Here is a 23,345-nt window from a genome sequence, read left to right as displayed (position 1 = left end):
CGGCTTTTACTTTATAATGCGTTCAATCGCTTCTTTGAAAATCGCGGGGTCTTGCAACAAGCTCATGACCACCCAGCCGTCTTCGTCAAAATCAAAGAAGAAGCCCGGCTGCACAAGAACATGCTTTTCGCGAAGCAAGCGAAGCGTGAGTTCTTCATCGTCTTCACCAAGACGCACAACGGCGTACCAGCCGCCGAGAACTTCGGGGCAATACTTGGACGGGAACGCTTCGCGAAGCGTCTGCCAATTCTGTTGCAAGCGGTCAAGAACTTTAGATTCGTAAACTTCGGAATGTTTGAGCAGGGATGCGCCGAGAGCCTGCGCAGGTGCCGAGACGCTCAAGTATGCGTCTTCAACGAATTCAAGAGCCGCGCGAATTTCTTCGAAATTTTCGCGCGGAGCGTAGAACGCCATCCAGCCGAGCTTTAGCTGCGGCGAACCCACAGCTTTGCTGAGACCATTCAGCCAAAAGATTGGGCACTTCGGACCGTTTTCGGGAAGGTTGATAAAGTCGCCTCCACCCGCATCCCAGAGATTCGGATGCCCCTCGTCTAAAACGTACTGCCAAGTGCGCGAGACTTTATCCGTGAATGCGTAATCGCCAAAGACTTCATCGACGACGAGAATCATGTTGTTCTCTTCGCAGAAGCGAACTGCCTCGTTCCATTCTTCATGCGAGACGCAATGACCTGTCGGGTTATGCGGCGAGACGAGCAACAAGATTTTCGCATGTTCCGGCGCGGCAAGCAAGCTGTCGGAATCCAGGACAAAGCGGAACGCGTTCACTTCGGCTGGCGCAGAGCGCTGCTCAGTGACCTTTTTAAGGTCGGTGAGCTTGTCGAACCGCTCACGTTTCAACTTCAAAAAGTACGGAGCGCATTCCAAATGTTCGAGCTGCGCAAGCGTATCAAGTAACGGATAGCCCGGCATTGGCGTTAGAATCACATCGCCCGGATCGCAGAAAGTCTTGAATAGCACGGAATAAGCTTCACTCGTACTTGCGGTAAGGATAATCTGTCCTGCCGTAAAATTACCACCGCGTTCACGGTAATACTCCACCACCGCCTCGCGAGCTGATTTCCAACCCGAAGCATCGGGATTCCAATTGCCAAAAGCTTTACGACCTTCATCGACCGCATCATCCAAATCCACCGGCAAGCCAGCCTTCACGGGGCTGCTCACAGTCATGTCGATAAACGGAAGTGCGTTTATTCCAGCGCACTCTGCAAGAACATCGGCCTTGGCGCGTTCCAGTTCAGCAAAGAACGGCGACGGAGAAAGATCTTTAGGAAGTCGAGATGATAGCATGGTGAGCGGCTAGTGGTTAGGAGTGAGGCTATTGGAGTTAGTAGAAATTTAGAAACAAAATCGATTCACCATGTAGTGTACAAGCACTAGTCCTTTATGCAACGGACTGAGAACGCTTCGTTGTCATCCCACCAATATGAAGTTACGAAAAAAGTATCATAAGACATATCAATCGCGATGCGCAGCCCTTCGCTATGATCGTCGCGACACCAGAAATAAGTTTCACGGCCCGCATTCTTAAATCCTGGACCCGACATACGATAGCCCGCAGGCAATGCCGTAAAACAGGTCGCATTGGTCGAAGCCGGCAAATAGACATCTCCGTGAAAAGGCTTGGTATAAGGTTCCCAGCCTTCGGTGGCCTTTAACGCAAATGGAGCCATGTAGTAAGACCAATCTTCGCTTTTTTCGTTTATCCTTTCGGACAAGGGCCTCATGAGAATGGCAAATTCTTCCCTGGTAGGCAGATGGTATCCAGCAGGGCACGCTTCGTCAGCTGTATAGTAGGTATAGAGCCGTCCGTATTTTTCACAGCTATCCAAACTGTTCATGTAACAGAAACTGGAATCCATCTCATAGTTCAGATTTTCGGCCATCCATACCTGGTCACCGATTTTTATTGTCTTGTAGGTCTGTCCGTCACGCTCGTCAAGCAAAGTTCCAAATTCGCATTCGGTCGGATTCTGTGACAACACCGTCCGGGAGTTCGACGAAACTTTCGAGCTGCTACTGGATTTCGCGAAAGAACTGCTGCTAAATTTCACAATAGAACTGCTGCCAGTCACTTCAACGGGTTCGCTTAGTCCCTGTTCTATGCCAGCAGATGTCTCGCTGTCACCGCAAGCGCCGAAGAAGAACGCCAAAAAAAGGAAAGCAAACGAAATATGCTTATGCATAAGATCCACCTTCTCAATGAGCTTAACGAAGTTATTTTTTTCGTTTTTTGATAAAGTTTGCAAGCCCGACGGCAATCAAGATTCCCGCCGGGAGTACAACGGCAATAGTCAAGAGAATAAGTTTTTGAGCATCGCTCAAGCCTTTGAGCGATTGCTTGAAGTTTTTGAGCTTTGCACGAATGCCCGGTTTTGCTTTTGCGGCGGCTTCATCTTCTGTAAGCGAACCGTCTGCCAAATCCTCGGAGCCCGCGAAAGATTTGAATCCGGGAACCAGTGCGAACAACTTAGACGCCGAATCCTTGACGGGTCCGACAAAACGGCTGACATAGGAGCGCACCTTGCCATAGACTTTTTTGAAAGGGCGTTTCAGTTGTTCTAACATAATTTTCTCCTTTATTCCCTCAACAAGAAGGCGATGGCGGATCAAGTCCGCCATGACATTTCAATTGCGCGTAACGTTATGCTTTCTTGTAAATCAGGTTCACGCCGCCGAAGAGGGCGCGCATGTTCGCCTTGAGCGTATCGCTCGAGACTCCGCGACCTTCGACTTCTTCGCCGTTAGCCTTCAAGACAATGCGGCTTAAGCCACGACCTGCCCACAACTTGTCCTTTTCAGGAACAACAAGCTGGCGATACTTCACGAGTTCAACCGGCATGCCGATTTCACGCATGAGCATGAGGGCAGCTTCAATCGGGCCTTCGGCCGTCACGGACTTCACAAGCGCTTCGCCATCCTTCTTGAAGTGGAAAATGAAGCGGTTTTCGTCCGGGATAACTTCGATGTTGTTGAACACCAGGCGACCGTTCACATTGACGAACTGTTCGCGGAACACGTCGAGCACGCGTTCGGCACTGAGTTCACCTTCGGCTTCGCTCAAGCGCTTCAGCACCGGCTGCAACCTGGAGGCTTCCTGCAAGGTCATCTTGTAGCCGAACTTCGTGATGATTTCGTACACGGCTGTGCGACCGCTCTGGCTCGTGAAGCTGAGCGTATCGTTCTGGTGACGACCAATGATCGAGTAATCAATCGGACGGTAAGCGCCCTTCTTCATGTCCTTCGTCTTGGAAGCGCCATCCTGATGGATGCCGCTGCGATGGACGATAGCTTCAGTACCGATCAACGGAGCGCGGATGTATATAGGCACGCCGCTCCAGTGGCTCACGAGAATTGCCGTTTCGTAAATGCGTTCCAGATGCAGCCCCGTATCGACGCCGGAGTTATGCAGGCCAATAGCCACTTCGTAGAAGTTCGTGTTGCCGCAACGTTCGCCGAGGCCGTTCAAAGCGACTTCCAGCTGAGTTGCACCGACAAAGAAACTTTCGACGGTTGCTGCAGTCGCCATGCCGAGGTCGTTATGGCAGTGCACAGAAATCGTGATGTTCTTGGGCAGAGCTTCGTAAACCTGCTTGACCTGATCGACATAGAGCTTCGGACGGTAACGTTCCACCGTGTTCGGCAGGTTGATCGTTGTTGCACCGGCTTCGACAACAGCCTTCAAAACGTCAATCACAAAGTCCATGTTTTCGAGGCAGTCACCAAAATGTTCGGCGCTGAATTCCACATCGCCCTTGTCGCCAACGAGCGACTTTGCAAACTTCACGCACTTCACAGCCTTTTCCTTGACCTGTTCAGGCGTCATGTGCAGCACGTTTTCCATGGAGAGGGGGCTTGTAGCGAGGAACGTATGGATGCGCGGGTGCGGTGCGTACTGGACCGCTTCCCAGCAGCGCTGGATATCGCTTTCGATGCAGCGAGCGAGGCCAGAAACCACGACGTTCTTTGCAGTTTCGTCGCCTTCTGCCGCCATCTGAGCGGTGAGCTTTGCAAGTTCCATGACCGATTCAAAATCCATTTCGCTAGAGGCCGGGAAACCGACTTCGGCACCTTGCACACCGAGCTTCAAGAGCAACAGATAAACATCTTTTTTCTGGGCATTGTTCCAAGGCTTCGGAAGAGCCTGGTTACCATCACGCAGTGTTACGTCATAGAAGAATGGTTTTCTCGTTTCAGTCATTTTTTATCTCCTTGCCGGCTTCAAGACCGCAAAGTTCCTTTAATTTTTCAATTCCAAAAATAGAATTTCGCCATAAAAAAGAACCCGCTTCGTTCTCGAAGCGGGCGCTTTTAGGTTAAAATTCGTTTGAAAATCTTTGAAAAATCCCTAAAACCTCGCTTCGGTAGCGATGCTAAGTAGAAGTAGAAGGTTCAAGGTTTTTCTCATGTGCATGAATATACAAAGTTTCGAGAGGAATGGCAAGGGGGGAGGAGGGGGGCGGCGGTATTTCCGAATTTTCATTTTTTTTATCGCACACCAGCTTTTAAACATCACTGACTCTATCTTATTGACTAATAATTTCAGAAAAACATATATTGCTGAAAAGTATTTCAGCATTCAGAGGCGTCCATGACAACAAAAAAAGACATCAATTCGTACAGATTGACAGATCTAGACGAACCTTCCGATGAAATGCTTGCTCAAATAATGAGTGAAGCCGCCGAGGACGCTCGCAAAGCAAACGCCAAGGCAACAAAGCAATTTTTCGATGAACTAAAAAAAGCAGCTCTAGCAATTCACTAAGGCGATTTTACAATAAGAGTTTAATACTCCTACAAGCCTCTCAAGAATTAAATTATATTTTTCGGCAATTATGATTTTACTCGTCGCCGAAAAACCTTCTGTCGCCAATCAACATTACAAGCCGATGCTGGAGCGTATTGAGGGTGAAAAGTTTACACAAGGCGACGGATGCCTAATCGGCAAGAACCATTGTATCACGTGGTGCGTGGGTCACTTGATTACGCTTGCACCGTTGGACGCCTACCCCGGTTTCGAGGGCGGTTGGCGACTTTCGAACCTACCACTTTTGCCCGAAAAATTCAAGTTGATGGAAATCGAGAGCACGCGAAAGCAGCTCGCGGTTGTGCGCGACATGATGGCAAGGGCGGATGTTCTTGTGAACGGCGCGGACGCGGGCCGTGAAGGTAATTTGATTTTCGACTTGATTCTCGACTACACGCCGGACTTTCGCAAAAAGCAGATCAAGCGTTTGTGGGTGAACAGCTATGTGGCGAAGGATTTGGACAAGGCTTGGAAGAATCTGGAAGATGCGACAGAGCGTTTGAACTTGAGCTATGCGGCAAGGCTCCGCCAGCGTGCCGACTGGATGGTCGGGCTGAATGCAACACGAGCTTACACGCTCACTGCCGGGCGCGGAAAGATGATTTCGGTGGGGCGTGTGCAGACGCCAACGCTGAACCTGGTCGTGGAACGCGATGCGATTGTCGAGCAGTTCAAGGAACTGTTTTATTACAGCGTTGTGGGAACATGGAAAGGGTTCCAGGCGCAGTTATTAGACGATAGACGAGAGACGAAAGACGAAAGGGGACAACGTCATCCTGAACAACGTGAAGGATCCAGTGACAGTCAAGGAGATTCCGGCACGGAGGCCGGAATGACAAGTGAGGCAGAAACAGCCGCGGAAGCGAAGGTCGCGGCGGACAAACAAAGCAATTTAAAAGTTGCGATTTTCGAGAAAGAAGAGCCGGCGCAAGCTGTTATAGACAAATGTTCGCCGCCGGAAGAAGCGACAATTGCAAAGATTGACATCCAGCAAAAAAAGCAGTTCCCACAAAAACCGTTCGACTTGACGGAGCTGCAAAAAGAGGGCAACAAGCGTTTTAAATACAGCGCCCAGCAAGTTCTCGACTGCGCCCAAAACTTGTACGAAAAGAAGTTGCTCACCTACCCACGTACGGACTCGCAATACCTGCCGGATACGATGCAGCAAGAAGCATACGCGCTTGCACAAAGACTTGCCACAGCGCAAGAAAAATCCGTCATGCGCGATGGCAATGAAAACTTTGTCTTCATCAACTCTAGCAAAGTCACAGACCACTTTGCCATTATCCCCACGGGAGAAGAACCACAAAATCTCCCAGAGATGGAAGAGAACATCTACAAGCTTGCCAAGGAACGCTTTGTGCAAGCATGGCTCAAGCCGTATGTCTGGAGCGAAATGGAAGTTCTGCTAGAGGCAGGCAACGAAAATGGAGATTCCCGCTCAGAGGCGGGAATGACAGCTGAGGCGAGAGTCGCGCCAGAACTGTTCCGCCTAAAGCTCAAGCGGAATGAGGATTTGGGATTCCGGGCGCTCGCCAAGGAAGAAAAGAAGAAACCGTCGAAAAAGAAAAAAGGCGATGCCGGAACAGAGTCCGGCATGACAAGTGATGCGAAGGGTGCAGATGCCGAAGGCAAAGGCGATGGCGATGATATCACGAATATCGTCGAGACGTTCCCGGAATGGAATGTCGGCGACCACGCGCCTTTCGACAGCCTGGAACAGCAAAAGAAAAAGAAGAGCAAGCCCAAGTACTTCACCGAAGCGACGCTCCTTGCCGCGATGAAAACAGCAGGCAAGCAAATCGAAAATGAAGAACTTGCCGAAGCCATGAAAGAACGCGGTCTCGGAACTCCAGCCACGCAAGCAGGCATCATCGAGACGCTCAAAAAGCGCGGATTCATCGAAGCGCAAAAGAATTATCTTGTTAGCACCCAGCGCGGACGCGAAGTCATCGCGCTCATGGACGAAAAAGTCAAATCGCCCGAAATGACCGGCGAATGGGAATTCAAGCTTTCGCAAGTCGAGAAAGGCAAGCTCACGCCGATTGAATTCCGCGACGGCATCGTGAATTACGTCAAGGAACTCTTCGAACATCTGCGTCAAAAATACGGCAGCCAGTTCGAACGCGAAACTGTCACCGACGCGATTCCATGCCCGAAATGTTCTAGCCCGCTCGAAATTGCGCCGTGGGGCTACGTTTGCAAAAATGAGGAATGCGGCTTTAAGGCTGGCCACACCATTGCAGGCCGCACACTGAGCCACGCCGAAATGGCGACACTCCTGAAAACCGGCAAGTCCGATTTGCTCAGCGGTTTCAAGAGCAAAAAAGGAACGACATTCAGCGCCACGCTCACATTAGGCGATGACGGCAACATCGGCTTTGAATTTTCTGATGACGCTCGCGCCAAAACGCCAACCAATTATAAATGCCCCAAGTGCGGCAAGACGCTTTTGGATTCCGGCAACCGCCTCATCTGCGAAGGGAACGACGTCACCACTTCGAACAACGAAAATGGCGACCCCACACTCACACCGGACACAGCCCCGACTTGCGACTTCGTTTTCTACAAGACAATTGCCGGGCATGTCATGAGCGACACGGAAATTGCGGAACTTTTCAACAACGGCACGACAGAAATCATCAGCGGATTCTTGACCAAGAAAGGCACAACTTTCAACGCCAAAGTCGTCTGGGACAAGGATTTCAAGGCGACATTCGCCTTCGAGAACGACGGTCATTTCCACGGCACCGAAACCAAGTTCAACTGCCCGCTCTGCAAAAAGAAACTCGAAGAAAACAAGAACGCCATTTTCTGTCCGGCTTGCAACTTTACCTTGTTCAAATCTGTTGCTGGCAAAAAGCTCCGCGTTGCTGACATCAAGGCGCTCCTCACCGGCGGCAAGACAGAACTGTTGACCGGATTCAAAAGCAAGAAAGGGACGGAATTCGACGCTTATCTAAAGCTCGGTGAAGACGGCCGCACAAGCTTTGAATTCGTCCATAGAGACCTTCCCTGCCCTTGCTGCGGCGACCAACTGCGATTCCGTAGCGGCACGACCACGCAAACGCCAAACGGAGAAGTGCAAACGCTCGCGGCATACGTGTGCATGAACCCCGCCTGCAATTACGGGATTCCCAAAACATTCTTCAAGCGTGAATTTTCCGACGAAGAAGTCGAAACGCTCCTCAAGAACAAATCCACGCCTATCCTTGAACCATTCAAAAAGAACGATACGACATTCAGGGCTGCGCTAGAACTGCGCGAAGGCGGCAAGATAGCGTTTAATAAGTTGACTGTGGAAGTGATTTCTAAAAAGTAGGGAGATGCCCGATCGGAGTCGGGCATGACAAGAAAATCCCTATTTTACATCGATTCTGTGCACTTGGCGCCCCACCTGAACTAGATAACTGCCGGCAAGGCTCATTTCAAGTGCAACGTTTCCGGCATCATTTACCAATCCACTGGCAATTACTCGGCCCTGCATGTCGAACACACTTACCTTTGCCCCCACTTGGGCCCCATAGACTTGCAGCATACGACCCGCGGCTTTGACACCAAACGAAGGCATCTTGGGAATCGCGCGAAGCGATATCTTCGCATTCGACCAGATGGTACCATTATTTGTGTTTACGCAACTATTCACAAAATTTGGGAAGGAGCCGGCATCATCCGGATGCCAGAAAAATTCTTCCCATACGGATTGGCTGTAATAATCGTTGATAAACAGTCCCGAAATACTATGGTTGTTGGCATAGTAAACAGGAGTCGTTTCGCCTCTGCTCAGCACACCAATGGGCTGCCACAGTACAATTCCGTCCACCCAATTGCCGTTGGCATCTACAAGGGCTTCATTGACGACAATGTCGTTTTTCTGCCAGGCGCAGGGGTGGTTTTCCATGACCTTGATGCCATCGAGTTTGTCGCTCGTGTACAAAGCAAACCAGTACAATTCATTGCGATCTGAGATGATGTAGCAACCATTTTCGTTTGTGGCAGGTTTCTTAGGTTCGGGGTACCAATGTGCATAAAGGTCGAAATCGCGGCTGAAGTAGTCCGTTTGCGGGAAATCTTTTATTTCATTAGCATAGGTGAGTTTATCAAACCAGCCTACAAAAACAAAGCCTTCACGAGTTGGTTCTTTTAAGGTGACAGTGGTGTCGAAATTAAATGTCGCCGGATTTCCGGGATTGTTCACACCGCCGTTCAAGTGGTAGGTAATTTTATAGTTGTTCGTTATCCACTTTGCATATAATGTAATGTCGTCATGACGATCCTTAGTAAGTTCTTTCACAGGCGTTTTAAACGTAGAATCGGCGTACCAGCCGTCAAAAGTGTAGCCTACTTTTTCTAATCCCTTAAGCGTATAGGCGGCGGAATCCGAGGACCAGCGCGAAGGATTGGTTTCGGAATCTGTGCCGCCATAGGCAACATAGGTCACAAAATATTCGCTTTCCCACTTGGCGTAAAGAGTGTAGTATTTTTTTGTCCCGACCTTGATGGTATCGATTCTTTCTTTATAAAGGCTATCGGTAAACCACCCTTCAAAGGTGTCGCCTGCCTTTGTGGGGCTTGCCAAAATAATGGTGGTATCGCTTGTGTAGTACTTGGGATTTTGATCGCTGTTTTTGCCACCGTTCAGTTTATAGTCAAGATAATACTTCACTTTGGAAGTTAAAACCGGGTGCGAATTCGTGCCTATGTTTTGTTCCCATGCGGCACCATAGGAACCCTCCTGTAATTTGCCTAGAACGGTCCCGTCCTTGAATTCGTTCGCTGTCGCTTTTGATCCACCGTATTTGGCAGTCGCATCGCCGGCATAGTAGGCGTTCTTGATTTCAACATGGTGGCGGGAACTGTCGTAGAAACACCAATCAAGATCATGGTAGCCAAAAATGGCATCGCCAGAAACAGTTCCGACGTTGAAAGCGTTCTCGAGGATAAAATCCTGCGCTTCCCCGACAATACCTCCGGTTCCGGCCCAATCGTTAGAAGCTCCTGTAATGCGGCCAGCATTGTACGCATTGATAATTTTTGCCACGTTATTCGGGGCCATTGTTGGCCATTCGGACAATGCCGGTGCACGCTTTGTCAGAGCAGGCGGAGCACTAAGGCATGACCAGTCTTTGTGGCTTACGATTGTACCGACAATGCCTCCGGCGCTGCTACCGGAAACAACCGTTGCTTTGCTAAAAACATCGACCAAAAGTGCCGACTGGTCTATATGTGCGGCAATACCTCCCGCATAAGAACTTCCCTCAAAATAGGAATCTTTAATGCCCAAGTTCCTTACAACAGGGGGCTTGCCGGCTACTATATAGAGCTTAGAAAAAAAGCCTGCTTCTCCAGCTGTTTTGGAATAAAGTCCCGAAATGGTGTGACCGTTGCCCTCAAATATCCCGCCAAATTCAAATGGCTGCCAGAACATGATGTCTTTGCGGGTGGAGTCCGGATTCCCGTCCGCATCCAGCAGATTTTCATTGACCACGATATCATTCTGGAGTTCTATACAAGCAAAGGCGGAAAGATCGGGAACGGCATAAAGTTCCTCCTTGGTGGTGATCTGGTAACAGCTGTCATCATTTAACTGAGGCTTCTTGATTTCGGGAGCCCAAAGCGCAACCAACGTGTATTTGCTTCCACTGCAACGGGATATAGTTTTTTTAGGTGTGGAGTAAAAACCATAAGAAGATTCCTCAAACCACCCCAGAAACCGAGAACCTTCGCGAGTCGGCTCGAGGAGTGTAATCTTGCATGTGTCAGATATTACGGATGAGTAAAAGTCGCTACTCGTGTCCTTTACGACAACGTAGCTATCCGGGTTCGCAGGGTTGTTTACACCTCCGTTTAGGTGGTAAGTGATAGTCCGCGTGTCACCTACTGCAGCAAAGCAGTAGCTCCCCAAAGACAACAGCAATAATATTGAATACAAACACTTCATATCTTTAATATAATCATTAAAAAGTTTTATCGAGCACTAATAATGTACAAATTAAAGAGAACAATAGAATCACTGTACGCTCATTTCAAAACAAGCGGATGACGATTTTGTTGCATGCGTTGCATATAAGCCCCAAAAGCAACAAAGCTCACAAGCAAACAATCGTATGCATATTTATTTTTTCTTCAAAGCTTCAAACGTTTGAGGATAGAGAGCCTTGGCCTTTTCCCAAACAGCTCGGTGTATCGAATCGGTCAAATCACATCTCAAATAAAAATCATCATTTTCGACAACATTAAATAACATTTTCCCATAAATTGTCACAATACCTTTTTCAGTTTTCCAAGGAACGCAGTATTCAAAGCCACCTCTATCCTTAGATTCTTCAGAAATTAAAGGACGACTTTTATAATAAGAACTTGACAAAGATGACTCATAATTATAGTCCAAGCCGCGAAATACGCATTCACCCTCATCCAAAGCCAGCGAATAAAGGTGAGAACCTTTTTTTAGAGACAATTTAGACATAAAAGAATTTGCACTATTCATTATATTAACCGTTGCAGAATCACGTCCCTCTAAAGAAATTTCAACAAAAGTGATTCCCTTATCAGCCGGCCAATCAGACGAATCAGACCAATCAGCAGACCTAAAAAAAGAGCAACTCGTCAAAAGCAATACACAAACAGAACTAAGCAATTTTATCATTTTCATCAGCAATACCACTTTAGACAAAATATAAAATTTTCCATCAAAAAAGACTGATGTCGGGCATGACAAGAAAGGCGATCCCGGCACAAGGCCGGGGTGACAAAGGCAATAAGTTCTGTCACTGGATCCTTCACGCTTCGCGTTCAGGATGACGCGCAAGGATGGCGACCCCGGAACAAGTCCGGGGTGACAAGCACTCAAAAAACAAAGCACTGGATTCTTCGTGGCTATTCGCCACTCAGAATGACGTGCAAGGAAAACCTACCACATCTATAGGTTAAACCAGAATTGGGGACATTTCCTTTGGAATCGCTCCCACATTTTACTATCTTTGCACTCGTTTAAAGCGGGTTAAAGATGAGCGAAAATTACAAATATGGATTTGTCACTGATATTGAAAACGAAGCCTTCGAAAAAGGCCTTAACGAGGATATCATCCGCAGGGCGTCAGCGCTTCGCGGCGAACCACAGTTCATGCTCGATTTTCGCTTGAGAGCCTACGAAAAGCTCAAGACGATGGAACAGCCCAACTGGGGCGAGCTCCACTTCAATCCTGTCGATTTGCAGGACATCGTTTACTATTCCGCACCGAAAACCAAGAAGAGCCACGAAAAAATCGAAGATGTAGATCCGGAACTCTTGGCGACTTTTGAAAAGCTCGGCATCCCGCTCGACGAACAGAAGCGACTCGCGAACGTCGCCGTCGATGCCGTGTTCGATTCCGTCAGCATTTACACAAGCCACAAGAAGAAGCTCATGGAAATGGGCATCATCTTCTGCTCTATCAGCGACGCCATCAAGGAATACCCCGAACTTATCGAGGAATATCTCGGGAGCGTGGTCCCCGCTGGCGACAACTACTTTGCGGCCCTCAACAGTGCAGTCTTTGGCGACGGAAGCTTCGTCTATATTCCGCCTGGAGTCAAGTGCCCAATGGACCTTTCCACCTACTTCCGCATCAACAACAAGGAAGCAGGCCAGTTCGAACGCACATTGATCATCGCCGATGACGACGCGAGCGTGAGCTACCTCGAAGGCTGCACCGCGCCGGAATTTTCAAGCAAGCAGTTGCACAGCGCTATCGTGGAACTCGTGGCCAAGGAAAACGCAAGCATCAAGTATTCTACCGTGCAGAACTGGTACGCAGGCGACCGCGAAACGGGCGCAGGCGGCGTGTACAACTTCGTCACGAAGCGTGGCAAGTGCGCAGGCAAGAACAGCCGCATCAGCTGGACGCAGGTCGAAACGGGTTCCGCCATCACGTGGAAGTACCCGAGCTGCATCTTGCAGGGCGACAATTCCGTTGGCGAATTCTACAGCGTGGCCCTCACGAACGGCCACATGCAAGCAGACACCGGCACGAAGATGATCCACATCGGCAAAAATACCAAGAGCACGATCATTTCGAAGGGCATCAGCGCCGACTACTCCAGCAACGCCTACCGTGGCGAAGTGAGCATCCGCAAGTCCGCTACAGGCGCCCGCAACTACACCCAGTGCGATAGCATGCTCGTCGGCACCAAGAGCGCCGCCCACACGTTCCCCTACATCACCGTAGCAAACGCAAGCGCCCAGACCGAGCACGAAGCTACGACCAGCCGTATCAGCGAAGACCAGCTATTCTACTTCGAAAGCCGCGGCATCAAGCGCGAAGACGCTATACAAGCGATGGTGGGCGGATTCTGCAAGGACGTTTTCAAGGAACTCCCGGGCGAATTTGCCACCGAAGCACGCCAGCTCCTCACCCTCAAGCTCGAGCACAGCGTCGGTTAACACCCCAAATACACAACTGTGGACTTTTAATTCAAAAAGGAAAGGGCCGGAAATTTTAGTTTCCGACCCTTATTGGTGTATATGGAGTACTTTATATATAGCATTTTTTACAATATAATGTGTCACCTAAATTCAATTTTTAATAAAAAAATATTTTATCGTACAAACATTGTACTTATTGACTAACAACTTAAGAATGAATAAACAAATTATAAACCGTCTATAAAAAAATTCCCCTACAAAATTGCAGGGAAATCACAATTACATTTTGCTTAAAAAGCCTTTATTTATGGGAAATCATGAGCAAATCAGCCATGATACGTCCATAATACAAATAAGCTAGCGCGCAACGATTTGTTTTTGGATTTGTTCAGAAAGTTCAGCGCTGTTCATTTCAGCAATGCACTTTAGAGCAAATTCCTCAGCCGTACCCGGGCCACGGCTTGTAATGATATTACCGTCAACAACAACGCGATCTTCGGAAAATTCACGGCATACAAGATCCGTTTCGCATCCAGGGTAGCAAGTTGCCTTACGATCTACGAGGATTCTAGCCTTGCTGAGGACTGTCGGAGCAGCACAAATGGCAAGCACCCACTTATTGTCATCATTGAGGCTGCAAATAGTATTTTCAACCGCAGCGCTGGCCTTGAGATTCTGCACGCCAACACCGCCACCCGGCAAGAAAACAGCATCGAAATCGGTCGGTTCCAGTTTGCTCAACGCCACATCGGACTGAATTTTAAGCCCACGAAGGCCTTCAACTATGTCGGTTCCCGAAACAGAAGCTACCGTTACCTTGAATCCGGCACGGCGCCACAAATCTACAGGAACCACGAATTCAATTTCTTCAAATCCATCTGCCAACAGGACGAGAATTTGCATAATACCTCCATTTATGTACTTAGTTATTATAGCTTTTTTCAATCTATCTAGGGTCAATAAATCCACTAAATTCTATATTTAAGGTATGAATTTCAAAGATAGAATCATCCGCGCGACGGGCAAAAAAACGCCCTTCCGCCTTATCGTGGTCGATTTGACAGAGACCATGAACGAAATCGGCCGTCACCACAACGCCAAGGGTTTTGCCCTCAAGTTGCTTGCCGAGAACTCCATTGCAAGCATATTCCTTAGTGCAGGCCTCAAGTTCGCAGGAACAGTTTCTTACACCACTACATACGGTGGCGAGATCACGAAGATTCAAACCGACTCCACTCCTATGGGTCTTGTCCGCGCCATGATTCCGCAGGCAGAACTCCAGGCCATCGGAGCCAACGAACCGGCCCTCGTGCCGCAGCACGTCAGCGTCGTCAAGCTGAACGAACAGGGCAAGCGAGTCCACGAAAGCATTATCGAGGCTCCTTCCGTTTCAATGGGCCAAAACCTCGCCATGTACCTCCTGCAGTCCGAACAGATTCGTTCTGCCGTGGGTATCGAAGCCAGGTTCAATGCACAGGACCCGAGCGTTCTTGATTATGCCGCAGGCTTCTACATCGAAGCATTCCCTGACCTCGAGGACAAGGACATTAACCTGATCGAAGTCATCGTGCAAAATCTCCCGAAGTTCTGTGACATGTACAAGGCAGACAAGGGATTTGACCTTGACGAACTTTTGGACCAGCTCCGCGGCCCGTACGACATCGAAGTGGTGCGCGAAATCGACCCGAAGCCGTTCTGCCCGTGCAGCAAGGACCGCATGCTAGCTACACTTGCAACGCTCCCGCTCAAGGACCTGCAAGAACTCAGCAGCGAAAACAAGGACCTAAACGTTGTCTGCGACTTCTGCCGCACGAACTACACGATTACACCTGCCGACATGCAAGAAATTATAGACGAGAGAAATAAGAAAATATAGTGCTAGGTCAATAGTCATTAGTCAATGGTCTTTAGTTTTTTAAAGTTTGGTGCCGTAAGCACAATTATCTACTAACAACTAATGACTAATAGCTAAAGACCCTTAAGCCACAACCACCTAAAACCTACAACCTAACACCTAAAATCATGTTTACTAAGCAATGTGTTGTCACTCTTGACCTGGAAGGCGTTCTTGCACCAGAAATCTGGATTGCCGTCGCCGAAAAGACGGGCATCAAGGACCTCCGCCTCACCACTCGCGACATTCCCGACTACGATGTGCTCATGAAGGGCCGCATCAAGATTCTCGAACGCGAAAACATCAAGCTCTCTGACATCCAGAACGTTATCGCAAACCTCGGACTCCTCGACGGCGCCCGCGACTTCATGGACACGCTCCGCGACGAAGCCCAGGTGATCATTCTCTCGGACACATTCCAGGAATTCGCCTACCCCATCATGAAGAATCTCGGATTCCCGACAATTTTCTGCCACAATCTCGTGGTTGAAAACGACATGATCAAGGGTTATCACTTGCGCATGAGCGACCAGAAGACGAAGGTCGTAAAGCACTTGCAGGAACTCAACTTTAAGGTGTTCGCCTCGGGCGATTCCTTCAACGACACGGGCATGCTCAAGCAGGCCGACAAGGGCTGTTTCTTCTGTGCTCCGGATTCCATCGTGACACAGTTCCCGCAGCTCGAAACCACAAAGACCTACGCAGAACTTTTGGACAAATTCCACAAGTTCCAGGATTCTTTATAAGAAAAGAGCCTCGCGATTGCGAGGCCTTTTTTAAGTTCCGCGATTCTCGATTAACGAGTCTACCGCAGCATTATTTCAAGCTAGGCGTTTCCCAATCAATCCATTCAGACTTTTTGAAGTTGATGGTTTGAGTATTCTTGGTGTAGTCAATCTTACCCGTCTTGGCATCCTTGCCGAGCAAGAACTTGTTCATAAAGTCCTTGACTTCGTCAAACTGCCCGTTCGGAAGCTGGCAGTGACCATGACCGCCTTCCTGGCTGTAGGTGTAATTTTCCGTTGCACCGAGAGCGTCATAAACTTCCTTAGAAGCTTGTCCGCAATAGTTCGACGGAACTTCGCCCAACCATTCCTGACCTGCATTGTCGAGAATGAGGAGCGCACGCGGAGCCACCATAGCCACCAACATGTGCTGGTCAAACGGGAGCGTATTTTCCTTGCCATCGTAGTTCTTGAAACTAGAAATCATCCACTTGCCTTCGGTACCGGCACTGCTCAAGCCCTGAACGAACTGCTTACCCTTCTGCTTGTTGACCTGAGCGCCCACACGCCAAAGCGATGCGCCACCGGAACCGGATTCCTGCGGAATCGTGAGGGCAATACGTTCATCGAATGCACCCACGGCAAGAGTACCCTTACCCCAGCGAGAGCAACCCGTCATAGCGAGGTGCTTCACATCGATACCCGCTTCAGGAGTCTTTTCGAGAGCGTCGATAATGCGGCTTACGCCCCAAGCCCATGCAATGATGGTGCCCTGTCCCTGGTTATAAAGCTGGAAGAACATACCGCCACCGCTTTCTGGAGCGACGTCATCCGGGTTAAACGTAATCTGAGCGATGTCAAGACCGTTCGTTGCGTTGCCGAGGCTTCCGCAACCGCCCATCATGCCACCGCCAAAACCGATCATCGCAGGCTTCGGCTTGTCCTTGGTACCGGCGTTGCTGATTTTCACGGAGAACGAACCGGATTTGCCCTTGTCTGTGACCTTAATGGTGAGCTTTCCGCCAGAATACGAGCCTTCGACTTTTTCAGGATTGCGCGGCTTTGTACCGAACATGAGCTTTTCGTACATGGCACCAATTTCTTCACGACGGCATTTCCAATCTGCCTTCGAAGAAATGCGCGTGCCATCGAGCTTTTTGAACGGATCCGGAAGTTTTGCGTTGTTCACGCTTGAAGGAATATTGCCAATCTGGCATTCACTGCGATGGTCTTCGACAAATTCATTTACCGGAGACGGAGGCGTTGATTCGCTAGAGCTAGAGACTTCCGGCTTTGTTGCAGACGAACTAGAATGTTGATGTCCACGGCTAGAACTAGAGACAGCATCGCTGCTGCTTCCAGGCAAAGCATCGCTACTCGACGAAAGTTGAGGTCCAAGGACACTACTACTAGATGCACCGCTAGAAATAGCGACATCAGAACTACTCGTCGGAGATTGTGCATCTGCAGAAGAATCAGGTCCCTGACTGCCAGAACCGTCATCAGAACTTGATTCTACGCTATTTTCGGCGTACGAACTGGAGCTAGATTCTCCACCAGAAATAATTCCAGCGGATTGCCCCACCTGTTCCAAGCATTCTTTTGTTGTACATTGCGCGGCAGAAGTCATAGCTTCATCGCCGCACGCCCATAAGCCAAAGGCAGCAACTGCCACTGGCATTACTTTCATCCACTTATTCATTGTATACCAACCCCAACAACAGCCGTGAATTCGGCGGAATTGTTGTCCTTTAAATTAATCTATTCTAAAAATTTTGGGCGAGGTGTAATAACTTTTTTGTTGTAACAGTTACAACGCACTCATTCAGATGCATCTACCCGCAAACTGGAAATTTTCCATTTTTCCTTTTTTCTAGTCAAGTCGATGCTTTTTTCGTCTTATTTTTGGCATATTTTCGAAAAAAAGCCGCATAAGTATCAAATTATTAGATAAATTGAGAATGATGGATCAGGCTAAATTTACAACGAACCAAGAGCACATTGTAAGTGTGCTCCTTAAGAAGAATCCCAAACTTGACGAAGGGATTCTTAGAAAAGCTATAGCCTTTATTGCCGATGCCCACGATGGTCAATACCGCAAGAGCGGCATGCCCTACACAGAACACCCTTACGAAGTGGCCAAGATTCTTGCAGACCTCAAGCAAGACCAGGCAACGGTACTCGCAGGCTTATTGCACGACGTGGTGGAAGACACCCCGCATACCCTCAGTGAAATTTCTGAACTTTTTGGCGAAGACACGGCGTTCATGGTCGATGCGGTGACAAAGATTACCGCAGTCCAGGAAGCAAGCAAGACGGCGCAAAAGGCAAGTACCTACCGTAAGCTCATTACGGCCATGGCCAAGGACCCGCGCGTCATCATGATTAAAATCGCAGACCGCATCCACAACATGCGCACCATGCGATACATGAAGCCCGAAAAGCGTAAGATTATCGCCCAGGAAACGCTCGACATTTACGTACCGCTCACCCATAGATTCGGTCTATACAAACTGAAAACCGAACTCGAAGACTTGAGCTTCAAGTACGTAAACCCGGACGAATACCAAAAGCTCGTCGACGCCCTTATCGAAAATAAGGAAAAGCGCGAAAACTACGTGCAATCCGTGATTGGCCCGCTCCAGATCAAGATGGCGCTCGAAGACTTCGACTGCACCATCCAGGGGCGCACCAAGAACATATACAGCATCTATAACAAGATGATTGCCCGCGGTTGCGGGTTCGAAGACATCTTCGACATTTTCGCCATCCGCATTATCGTCGAGACGATTCCGGAATGCTACCTCGCTCTGGGTTACGTTCACAACCTTTGGACGCCGCTTCAAAGCCGCTTCAAGGACTACATCGCGACCCCGAAGCCTAACCTTTACCAGAGTATCCATACAACCGTCATCGGTCCCGAAAACAAGATGGTCGAAGTCCAGATCCGCACAAAGGACATGGACTTAACCGCCGAAAAGGGATTTGCCGCCCACTGGGCCTACAAGATGGAAACGCAGCACGAAGGTGAAGAACTCGCCTGGCTCGATCACATGGTCAAGCTGCAATCCGAAATCTCTGACTCCAAGGAATACCTCGACTTCTTGAAGGTGGACTTGAAGCCCGAAGGCATGACGGTGTTCACCCCGAAGGGAGCATCCGTTGAACTCCCCGAAGGCGCCATCGTTTTGGACTTTGCATTTGCAGTACACACGGAGCTTGGCCTGCACTGCATCGGCGCACGCATTAACGACAAGGTTGTGAGTCTCGATGAACCGGTACCGCACGGTGCCACCATCCAGATTTTAAAGAGCCCGAACCAGGAACCGAGCCCGGAATGGCTTGAAATGGTCAAGACCATCAAGGCAAAGCAGGAACTCCGCAAGTGGATGAAGACAAGCATCATCATCCAGTCCCGCAGCCTCGGTAAAGAAATCTGGACTCGCGAACTGCGCCTCCTGAAAATTGAAAAGGACAAACGCCCGAAGGAAGAGGACATCCTCAAAAACTTCGGCATGACGAGCCTCAACGAATTTTTCGAAAAGATTGGTCAGGGCGAACTGCCGCTCCAGGACATCCACCGTTTCTTGAACGGCGGAAACGATATATCCAAGGAAACCGCAGCCATCCGCTTCTACCCAAAATTCGGCAAGGACATGGACAACACGCTCACCGATGAAATGCCATTGATGATTGGTCACGAAACCAGTCTCCTCATCCATTTCGCGAGCTGCTGCGGCCCTGTCCCGGGCGATAAGATTGTCGGCGTGATGCGCCCGCAAATCGGTATCGAAGTCCACAAGAGCGACTGCCCTTGTCTCAAGGACTTGCCGAACGACCAGCGCCTCCCCGTCGATTGGAGCGCCGATGTTTCGAAGCCATTTACAACGCACCTCACAATTGAAACAGACAACCGCAGGAACTTGCCTTTAAGCATCCTGATGGTTCTGAAAGACGAGAACTTGTCGTTGGATAGAATGAGTATCGCCAGTGCCCAGTACACGGGACGCATCCGTATGGAATTCAAGGCGTTCCGCAAGGACCAGGTCGATGCCATTGTGACCAAGATAAGGCAAGTCGAGGGCGTCAGAGGGGTTGAAAAAGCATGATAACATCCCTACACCATTGCGACTACACACAAAAAAACCGTGCGTTCAACTGCCGCATGAGGAACCGCTATTACGAAGAAGTGTATTACGCATTCCGTGCGCTGTTCCCGAACGAAATCGCCGAAGCCAAGGAATCTACACCCGAAGAGAACAACGCCTGGTACCAGCATTTGAGCAAGGACATCAAGCGTTACGAACGTCTCTTGATGACATGCCTCGAATATGCGCAGGCAGCCATCTTTTACGGCAAGGCCGAAAATTCTTCGCTTTACTCCAAGGACAAGCGCTGGGGTATTTTGCAAGAAGAAATTTTCCTCGTGCACTTTTTGCAGGAGCTTCTTTCGACGACGCGATACGTTATCGCAAGAATTGATACGGATAAAGTGTTGCAGCAATGGAGTGGGGAAATGCAGGGCATGAAATCAAGCCCTGTCGTTTACGGTTTCGTGAGTGATATTCAAGGCAAATTGAATACCATGAACGCAGGCACCATCGATGAATTTAAGGACTTGTTGAAACACGTTCTGGACCGTTTCCAGATTGGCAATACGCTATTCGGAACCGTTCAGGATTTGCAGAATTTCTACTAATGACCATTGACTAAAAACTAACGACTATGTCAGAATATATCATTCTATCAATCTTCCTTTTCTTGGGCGCGTTTATCGCGGCGGCGGCAACCGTCACAGGCCTATTGCTAGGCTACCGCACCAAGAATACAAAGAACAAGATGGCACCGTACGAATGCGGTATGGAAACCATCGGCAACGCAAGAATTCAGTTCAAGGTGGGCTACTACTTGTTCGCCTTGCTCTTCCTCGTGTTTGATATCGAAGCGCTGTTTCTCTTCCCCGTCATGATGAACTTCAAGGAAATCATGGCAGGCCACACGGCGCTCCCGCCATCAGTCGTCGTTATCGACCTTATCATCTTCATTGCGATTCTCGTTTCAGGTCTCGCCTATGCCTGGAAGAAAGGAATTCTCAAATGGGAATAATTAATTTAGCTCCGAAGATTCTTGACCCGATTCCCGGTGGAAAGTACGTTGTAAACGCCATCGACTATGTTGTGAACTGGGCCCGTGCAAACTCCATTTGGCCACTGACATACGGTACTAGCTGCTGCGCCATCGAAATGATGTCGAGTTCTATGGCTCGTTATGACATTGCCCGTTTTGGCTCTGAAGTGTTCCGCTCGTCCCCGCGACAAGCGGACTTGTTTATTTTGGCAGGAACGATTACCCGTCGCATGGCCCCCGCCATCCAGATGCTTTGGGAACAAATTCCAGGACCCAAGTACGTAATCGCCATGGGCGCCTGCACGATTAGCGGCGGCCCGTTCATCTACGACAACTATTCCGTTGTTCGTGGCGCACAGAACTTGATTCCGGTTGACGTGTTCGTTCCTGGCTGTCCGCCGCGCCCCGAAGCACTCTTCCACGGACTTTTGACGCTCCGCGAGAAGATCCTCAAGGAAACTTGCCGCAACCCATGGCACGAAGGCGAACCGAAAGACGTTTCGACGATGGATCGCTATCGCGAAGCCGCAAAAACCTGGGCCGCTCTCGAAGAAATGAAAGACGAGCAAATGGCAGAAGCCCGCGCGAAGTTCAAGGAAGAAAATCCGGACTACAAGAGCGCCTTCAAGCCGATTCGCGTCAAGAAGCCGGATTTCCCGGAAGTGGAACGTGTGCCGTTCAAGCGCTTGGGCCTTACGCAGCAAGAACTTTTTGCAAAGCTCCGCGCCAAATTCCCGAACGTGACAGTGCATACACGTGGTGAAGACACTCCAGAAGATGTCGTCGCCAAGATGCCTGCGGACTGCCCGCTCGAAGTCATGCTCGAAAAGGAAGACTACCTGAACGTCGTTGAATTTGTCAAGAACGATCCTGAATTCAAGATGGATTACCTAATTGACGTGACCGCCATTGACTACGACGACCACTTCGACATGGTGACAATGCTCAGAAGCCTTGAAATCGGCCACAAGATTTTCCTTTGCGTGCAACTCAAGAAAGACTTCTCGATTGACGAAGAAAAACGCCCAACATCGCTCCTCGCTAGCGTCCCAACAATCTCGCACCTCTACCCCGGTGCAGAAATCAAGGAACGCGAAGTTTACGACATGTTCGGCATCAAGTTTGAAAACCACCCCGACCTTCGCCGCATCTTCTTGGACAAGGACTTCGTGGGTTACCCGCTCCGTAAAGACTTTACTCACCCGGAAATGATTAGGAGGCCTATATGAGTCATCAGTTACCTCCGGGATTTCGCCTCGAACGCAAATCGAATACTGAAGAATTTTTTATCAACATGGGTCCGCAGCACCCGAGTACTCACGGTGCTTTGCGACTCACGCTCCGCATGGACGGTGAGACCATTGTAGAAGTTGTCCCGCACTTTGGCTATATCCACCGCGGTATGGAAAAGCAAGCGGAATCGATGAGCTACTTGCAGTACATCGCGATGTCGGACCGTCAGGACTATTTGACCGCCATCCAGAATAACTTGGGCGTCGTGATTGCTCTTGAAAAGGGCATGAACGTGGGCGTTCCGCTCCGTGGCGAATACATCCGCGTGATGCTCCAAGAACTTGGCCGCATTGCCTCGCACTTGGTGTTCTACGGTTGCTTTGGCGGTGACCTTGGCGGACAGACCTGCCTCTTGTTCGGTTTCAAGGAACGTGAAATGATTCACGACATCCTCGAAGAAGTCACAGGCTCCCGCCTCACGACAAACTTCTTTAGACCAGGCGGCAGCCGCTATGACGTGCCGGATACGTTTATCCCGCGCGTAAAAGCATTCCTCGACCACATGGAAGATACGATGAAGGACTACGAAAGATTCCTTTCGAAAAACATCATCGTGTTGGAACGCAGCATCGGCATTGGAGTTTTGAGCAAAGAAGACGCGATCGCTTACGGTTGCTCAGGCCCTGTGCTCCGCGCTAGCGGTGTGAACTTTGACGTGCGCCGTGCAAACCCGTATAGCATTTACGACCAGCTCGACTTTGACGTGCCCGTGTTCCATAACGGCGACTGCTACGACCGCTACAAAATCCGCATTGCAGAAATTCATCAATCGCTCAAGATTCTGCGCCAGTGCGTCGAAAAGTTTCCTACCGAAGGTCCGTGGCGCAGCAAGGAAAAGCCAGTGCGACTCCCCGTGGGCCGCTACTACAGCGAAATTGAAACCGCAAAGGGTCTTTACGCAACATACGTTGTCGCAGCAACGACCGGTGAAAAGCCGTACCGCATCCACACACGCGGTCCAAGCTTCCCGCATATTGGAGCGATTAACAAGATGGCTCAAGGTCACAAGATTTCGGACCTCGTGACCATCATGGCAACCCTTGACCCCGTGATTCCAGAAATTGACAGGTAATA

18 protein-coding genes are annotated in these 23,345 nt (G+C 49.5%); 10 read left to right on the top strand and 8 right to left on the bottom strand.

All coding sequences use genetic code 11. The features are described 5' to 3' along the window. Positions 1–6 precede the first annotated feature (6 nt). The 4 genes from B7991_RS05640 to leuA2 all read right to left on the bottom strand — a co-directional run bounded on the left by B7991_RS05640 (position 7) and on the right by leuA2 (position 4,219). Positions 7–1,308: a pyridoxal phosphate-dependent aminotransferase gene (locus B7991_RS05640; protein ID WP_088629977.1), complete on the bottom strand. Its 1,302-nt coding sequence runs from the start codon at positions 1,306–1,308 to the stop codon at positions 7–9. 86 nt (positions 1,309–1,394) lie between these two features. Continuing rightward, positions 1,395–2,204, bottom strand: coding sequence for a fibrobacter succinogenes major paralogous domain-containing protein (locus B7991_RS05635; protein WP_141099842.1), 810 nt, complete (start codon positions 2,202–2,204; stop codon positions 1,395–1,397). 31 nt (positions 2,205–2,235) lie between these two features. Then, positions 2,236–2,586 (bottom strand): hypothetical protein, encoded by a 351-nt coding sequence (locus B7991_RS05630; protein ID WP_088629975.1) that lies wholly within the window; start codon positions 2,584–2,586, stop codon positions 2,236–2,238. Between the two features lie 76 nt (positions 2,587–2,662). Continuing rightward, positions 2,663–4,219 carry a 2-isopropylmalate synthase LeuA2 gene (leuA2, locus tag B7991_RS05625; protein WP_088629974.1) on the bottom strand — a complete coding sequence of 519 codons (1,557 nt, stop codon included), beginning with the start codon at positions 4,217–4,219 and terminating at the stop codon, positions 2,663–2,665. 390 nt (positions 4,220–4,609) lie between these two features. Between leuA2 and B7991_RS14815 the strand changes: the two genes are divergently transcribed. Both B7991_RS14815 and B7991_RS05615 read left to right on the top strand, forming a co-directional pair. Further along, positions 4,610–4,783: a hypothetical protein gene (locus B7991_RS14815; protein WP_173475433.1), complete on the top strand. Its 174-nt coding sequence runs from the start codon at positions 4,610–4,612 to the stop codon at positions 4,781–4,783. Positions 4,784–4,853: 70 nt separating this feature from the next. Beyond that, positions 4,854–8,147 (top strand): type IA DNA topoisomerase, encoded by a 3,294-nt coding sequence (locus B7991_RS05615; RefSeq protein ID WP_088629972.1) that lies wholly within the window; start codon positions 4,854–4,856, stop codon positions 8,145–8,147. Between the two features lie 39 nt (positions 8,148–8,186). Here the strand turns inward: B7991_RS05615 and B7991_RS05610 are convergent, their stop codons facing one another. Then, positions 8,187–10,766 (bottom strand): InlB B-repeat-containing protein, encoded by a 2,580-nt coding sequence (locus tag B7991_RS05610; RefSeq protein WP_088629971.1) that lies wholly within the window; start codon positions 10,764–10,766, stop codon positions 8,187–8,189. 174 nt (positions 10,767–10,940) lie between these two features. After that, positions 10,941–11,480: a hypothetical protein gene (locus B7991_RS05605; RefSeq protein WP_254917859.1), complete on the bottom strand. Its 540-nt coding sequence runs from the start codon at positions 11,478–11,480 to the stop codon at positions 10,941–10,943. A 354-nt stretch (positions 11,481–11,834) separates the two neighbouring features. On the opposite strand from B7991_RS05605, the gene sufB reads away from it, so the two are divergent. Next, positions 11,835–13,250, top strand: coding sequence for a Fe-S cluster assembly protein SufB (sufB, locus tag B7991_RS05600; protein ID WP_088629969.1), 1,416 nt, complete (start codon positions 11,835–11,837; stop codon positions 13,248–13,250). A 339-nt stretch (positions 13,251–13,589) separates the two neighbouring features. Here the strand turns inward: sufB and B7991_RS05595 are convergent, their stop codons facing one another. Beyond that, the gene (locus B7991_RS05595; protein WP_088629968.1) at positions 13,590–14,135 is read right to left on the bottom strand and encodes a DJ-1 family glyoxalase III; all 546 of its coding nucleotides are present in this window, start codon (positions 14,133–14,135) and stop codon (positions 13,590–13,592) included. Positions 14,136–14,220: 85 nt separating this feature from the next. Here B7991_RS05595 and B7991_RS05590 point away from each other — a divergent pair, with 85 nt between their 5' ends. Beyond that, the gene (locus B7991_RS05590) at positions 14,221–15,108 is read left to right on the top strand and encodes an Hsp33 family molecular chaperone HslO (protein ID WP_088629967.1); all 888 of its coding nucleotides are present in this window, start codon (positions 14,221–14,223) and stop codon (positions 15,106–15,108) included. Positions 15,109–15,254: 146 nt separating this feature from the next. Further along, positions 15,255–15,872 carry a bifunctional phosphoserine phosphatase/homoserine phosphotransferase ThrH gene (gene thrH, locus B7991_RS05585; protein WP_088629966.1) on the top strand — a complete coding sequence of 206 codons (618 nt, stop codon included), beginning with the start codon at positions 15,255–15,257 and terminating at the stop codon, positions 15,870–15,872. A 70-nt stretch (positions 15,873–15,942) separates the two neighbouring features. Here thrH and B7991_RS05580 read toward each other — a convergent pair whose 3' ends face one another. Beyond that, entirely contained in the window at positions 15,943–17,532 is a 1,590-nt protein-coding gene (locus B7991_RS05580) for a hypothetical protein (RefSeq protein WP_254917858.1), read from the bottom strand. Positions 17,533–17,812: 280 nt separating this feature from the next. On the opposite strand from B7991_RS05580, the gene B7991_RS05575 reads away from it, so the two are divergent. Genes B7991_RS05575 through B7991_RS05555 form a run of 5 tightly spaced genes read left to right on the top strand, consistent with a single transcriptional unit; the run spans position 17,813 to position 23,343 of the window. After that, the gene (locus B7991_RS05575) at positions 17,813–19,960 is read left to right on the top strand and encodes a bifunctional (p)ppGpp synthetase/guanosine-3',5'-bis(diphosphate) 3'-pyrophosphohydrolase (protein ID WP_088629964.1); all 2,148 of its coding nucleotides are present in this window, start codon (positions 17,813–17,815) and stop codon (positions 19,958–19,960) included. Continuing rightward, a complete protein-coding gene (locus tag B7991_RS05570) occupies positions 19,957–20,550 on the top strand; it encodes a hypothetical protein (protein WP_088629963.1) in 594 nt (197 codons plus the stop codon). Before B7991_RS05575 ends, B7991_RS05570 begins: the two co-directional genes overlap by 4 nt. A 26-nt stretch (positions 20,551–20,576) precedes the next feature. Beyond that, positions 20,577–20,957, top strand: coding sequence for an NADH-quinone oxidoreductase subunit A (locus B7991_RS05565; protein ID WP_014546976.1), 381 nt, complete (start codon positions 20,577–20,579; stop codon positions 20,955–20,957). Next, positions 20,948–22,207: an NADH-quinone oxidoreductase subunit NuoB gene (gene nuoB, locus B7991_RS05560; RefSeq protein WP_088629962.1), complete on the top strand. Its 1,260-nt coding sequence runs from the start codon at positions 20,948–20,950 to the stop codon at positions 22,205–22,207. The genes B7991_RS05565 and nuoB overlap by 10 nt, the downstream gene beginning before the upstream one ends. Next, complete coding sequence (locus B7991_RS05555; RefSeq protein WP_088629961.1) at positions 22,204–23,343, top strand: NADH-quinone oxidoreductase subunit D; 1,140 nt, start codon at positions 22,204–22,206, stop codon at positions 23,341–23,343. Before nuoB ends, B7991_RS05555 begins: the two co-directional genes overlap by 4 nt. Positions 23,344–23,345: the final 2 nt, after the last annotated feature.

This window comes from Fibrobacter sp. UWB3, from assembly GCF_002210405.1.
Lineage (GTDB): Bacteria > Fibrobacterota > Fibrobacteria > Fibrobacterales > Fibrobacteraceae > Fibrobacter.
The sequence above is the reverse complement of the archived record's forward strand: the minus strand, read 5'-3'. Positions and strand labels throughout refer to the sequence as shown.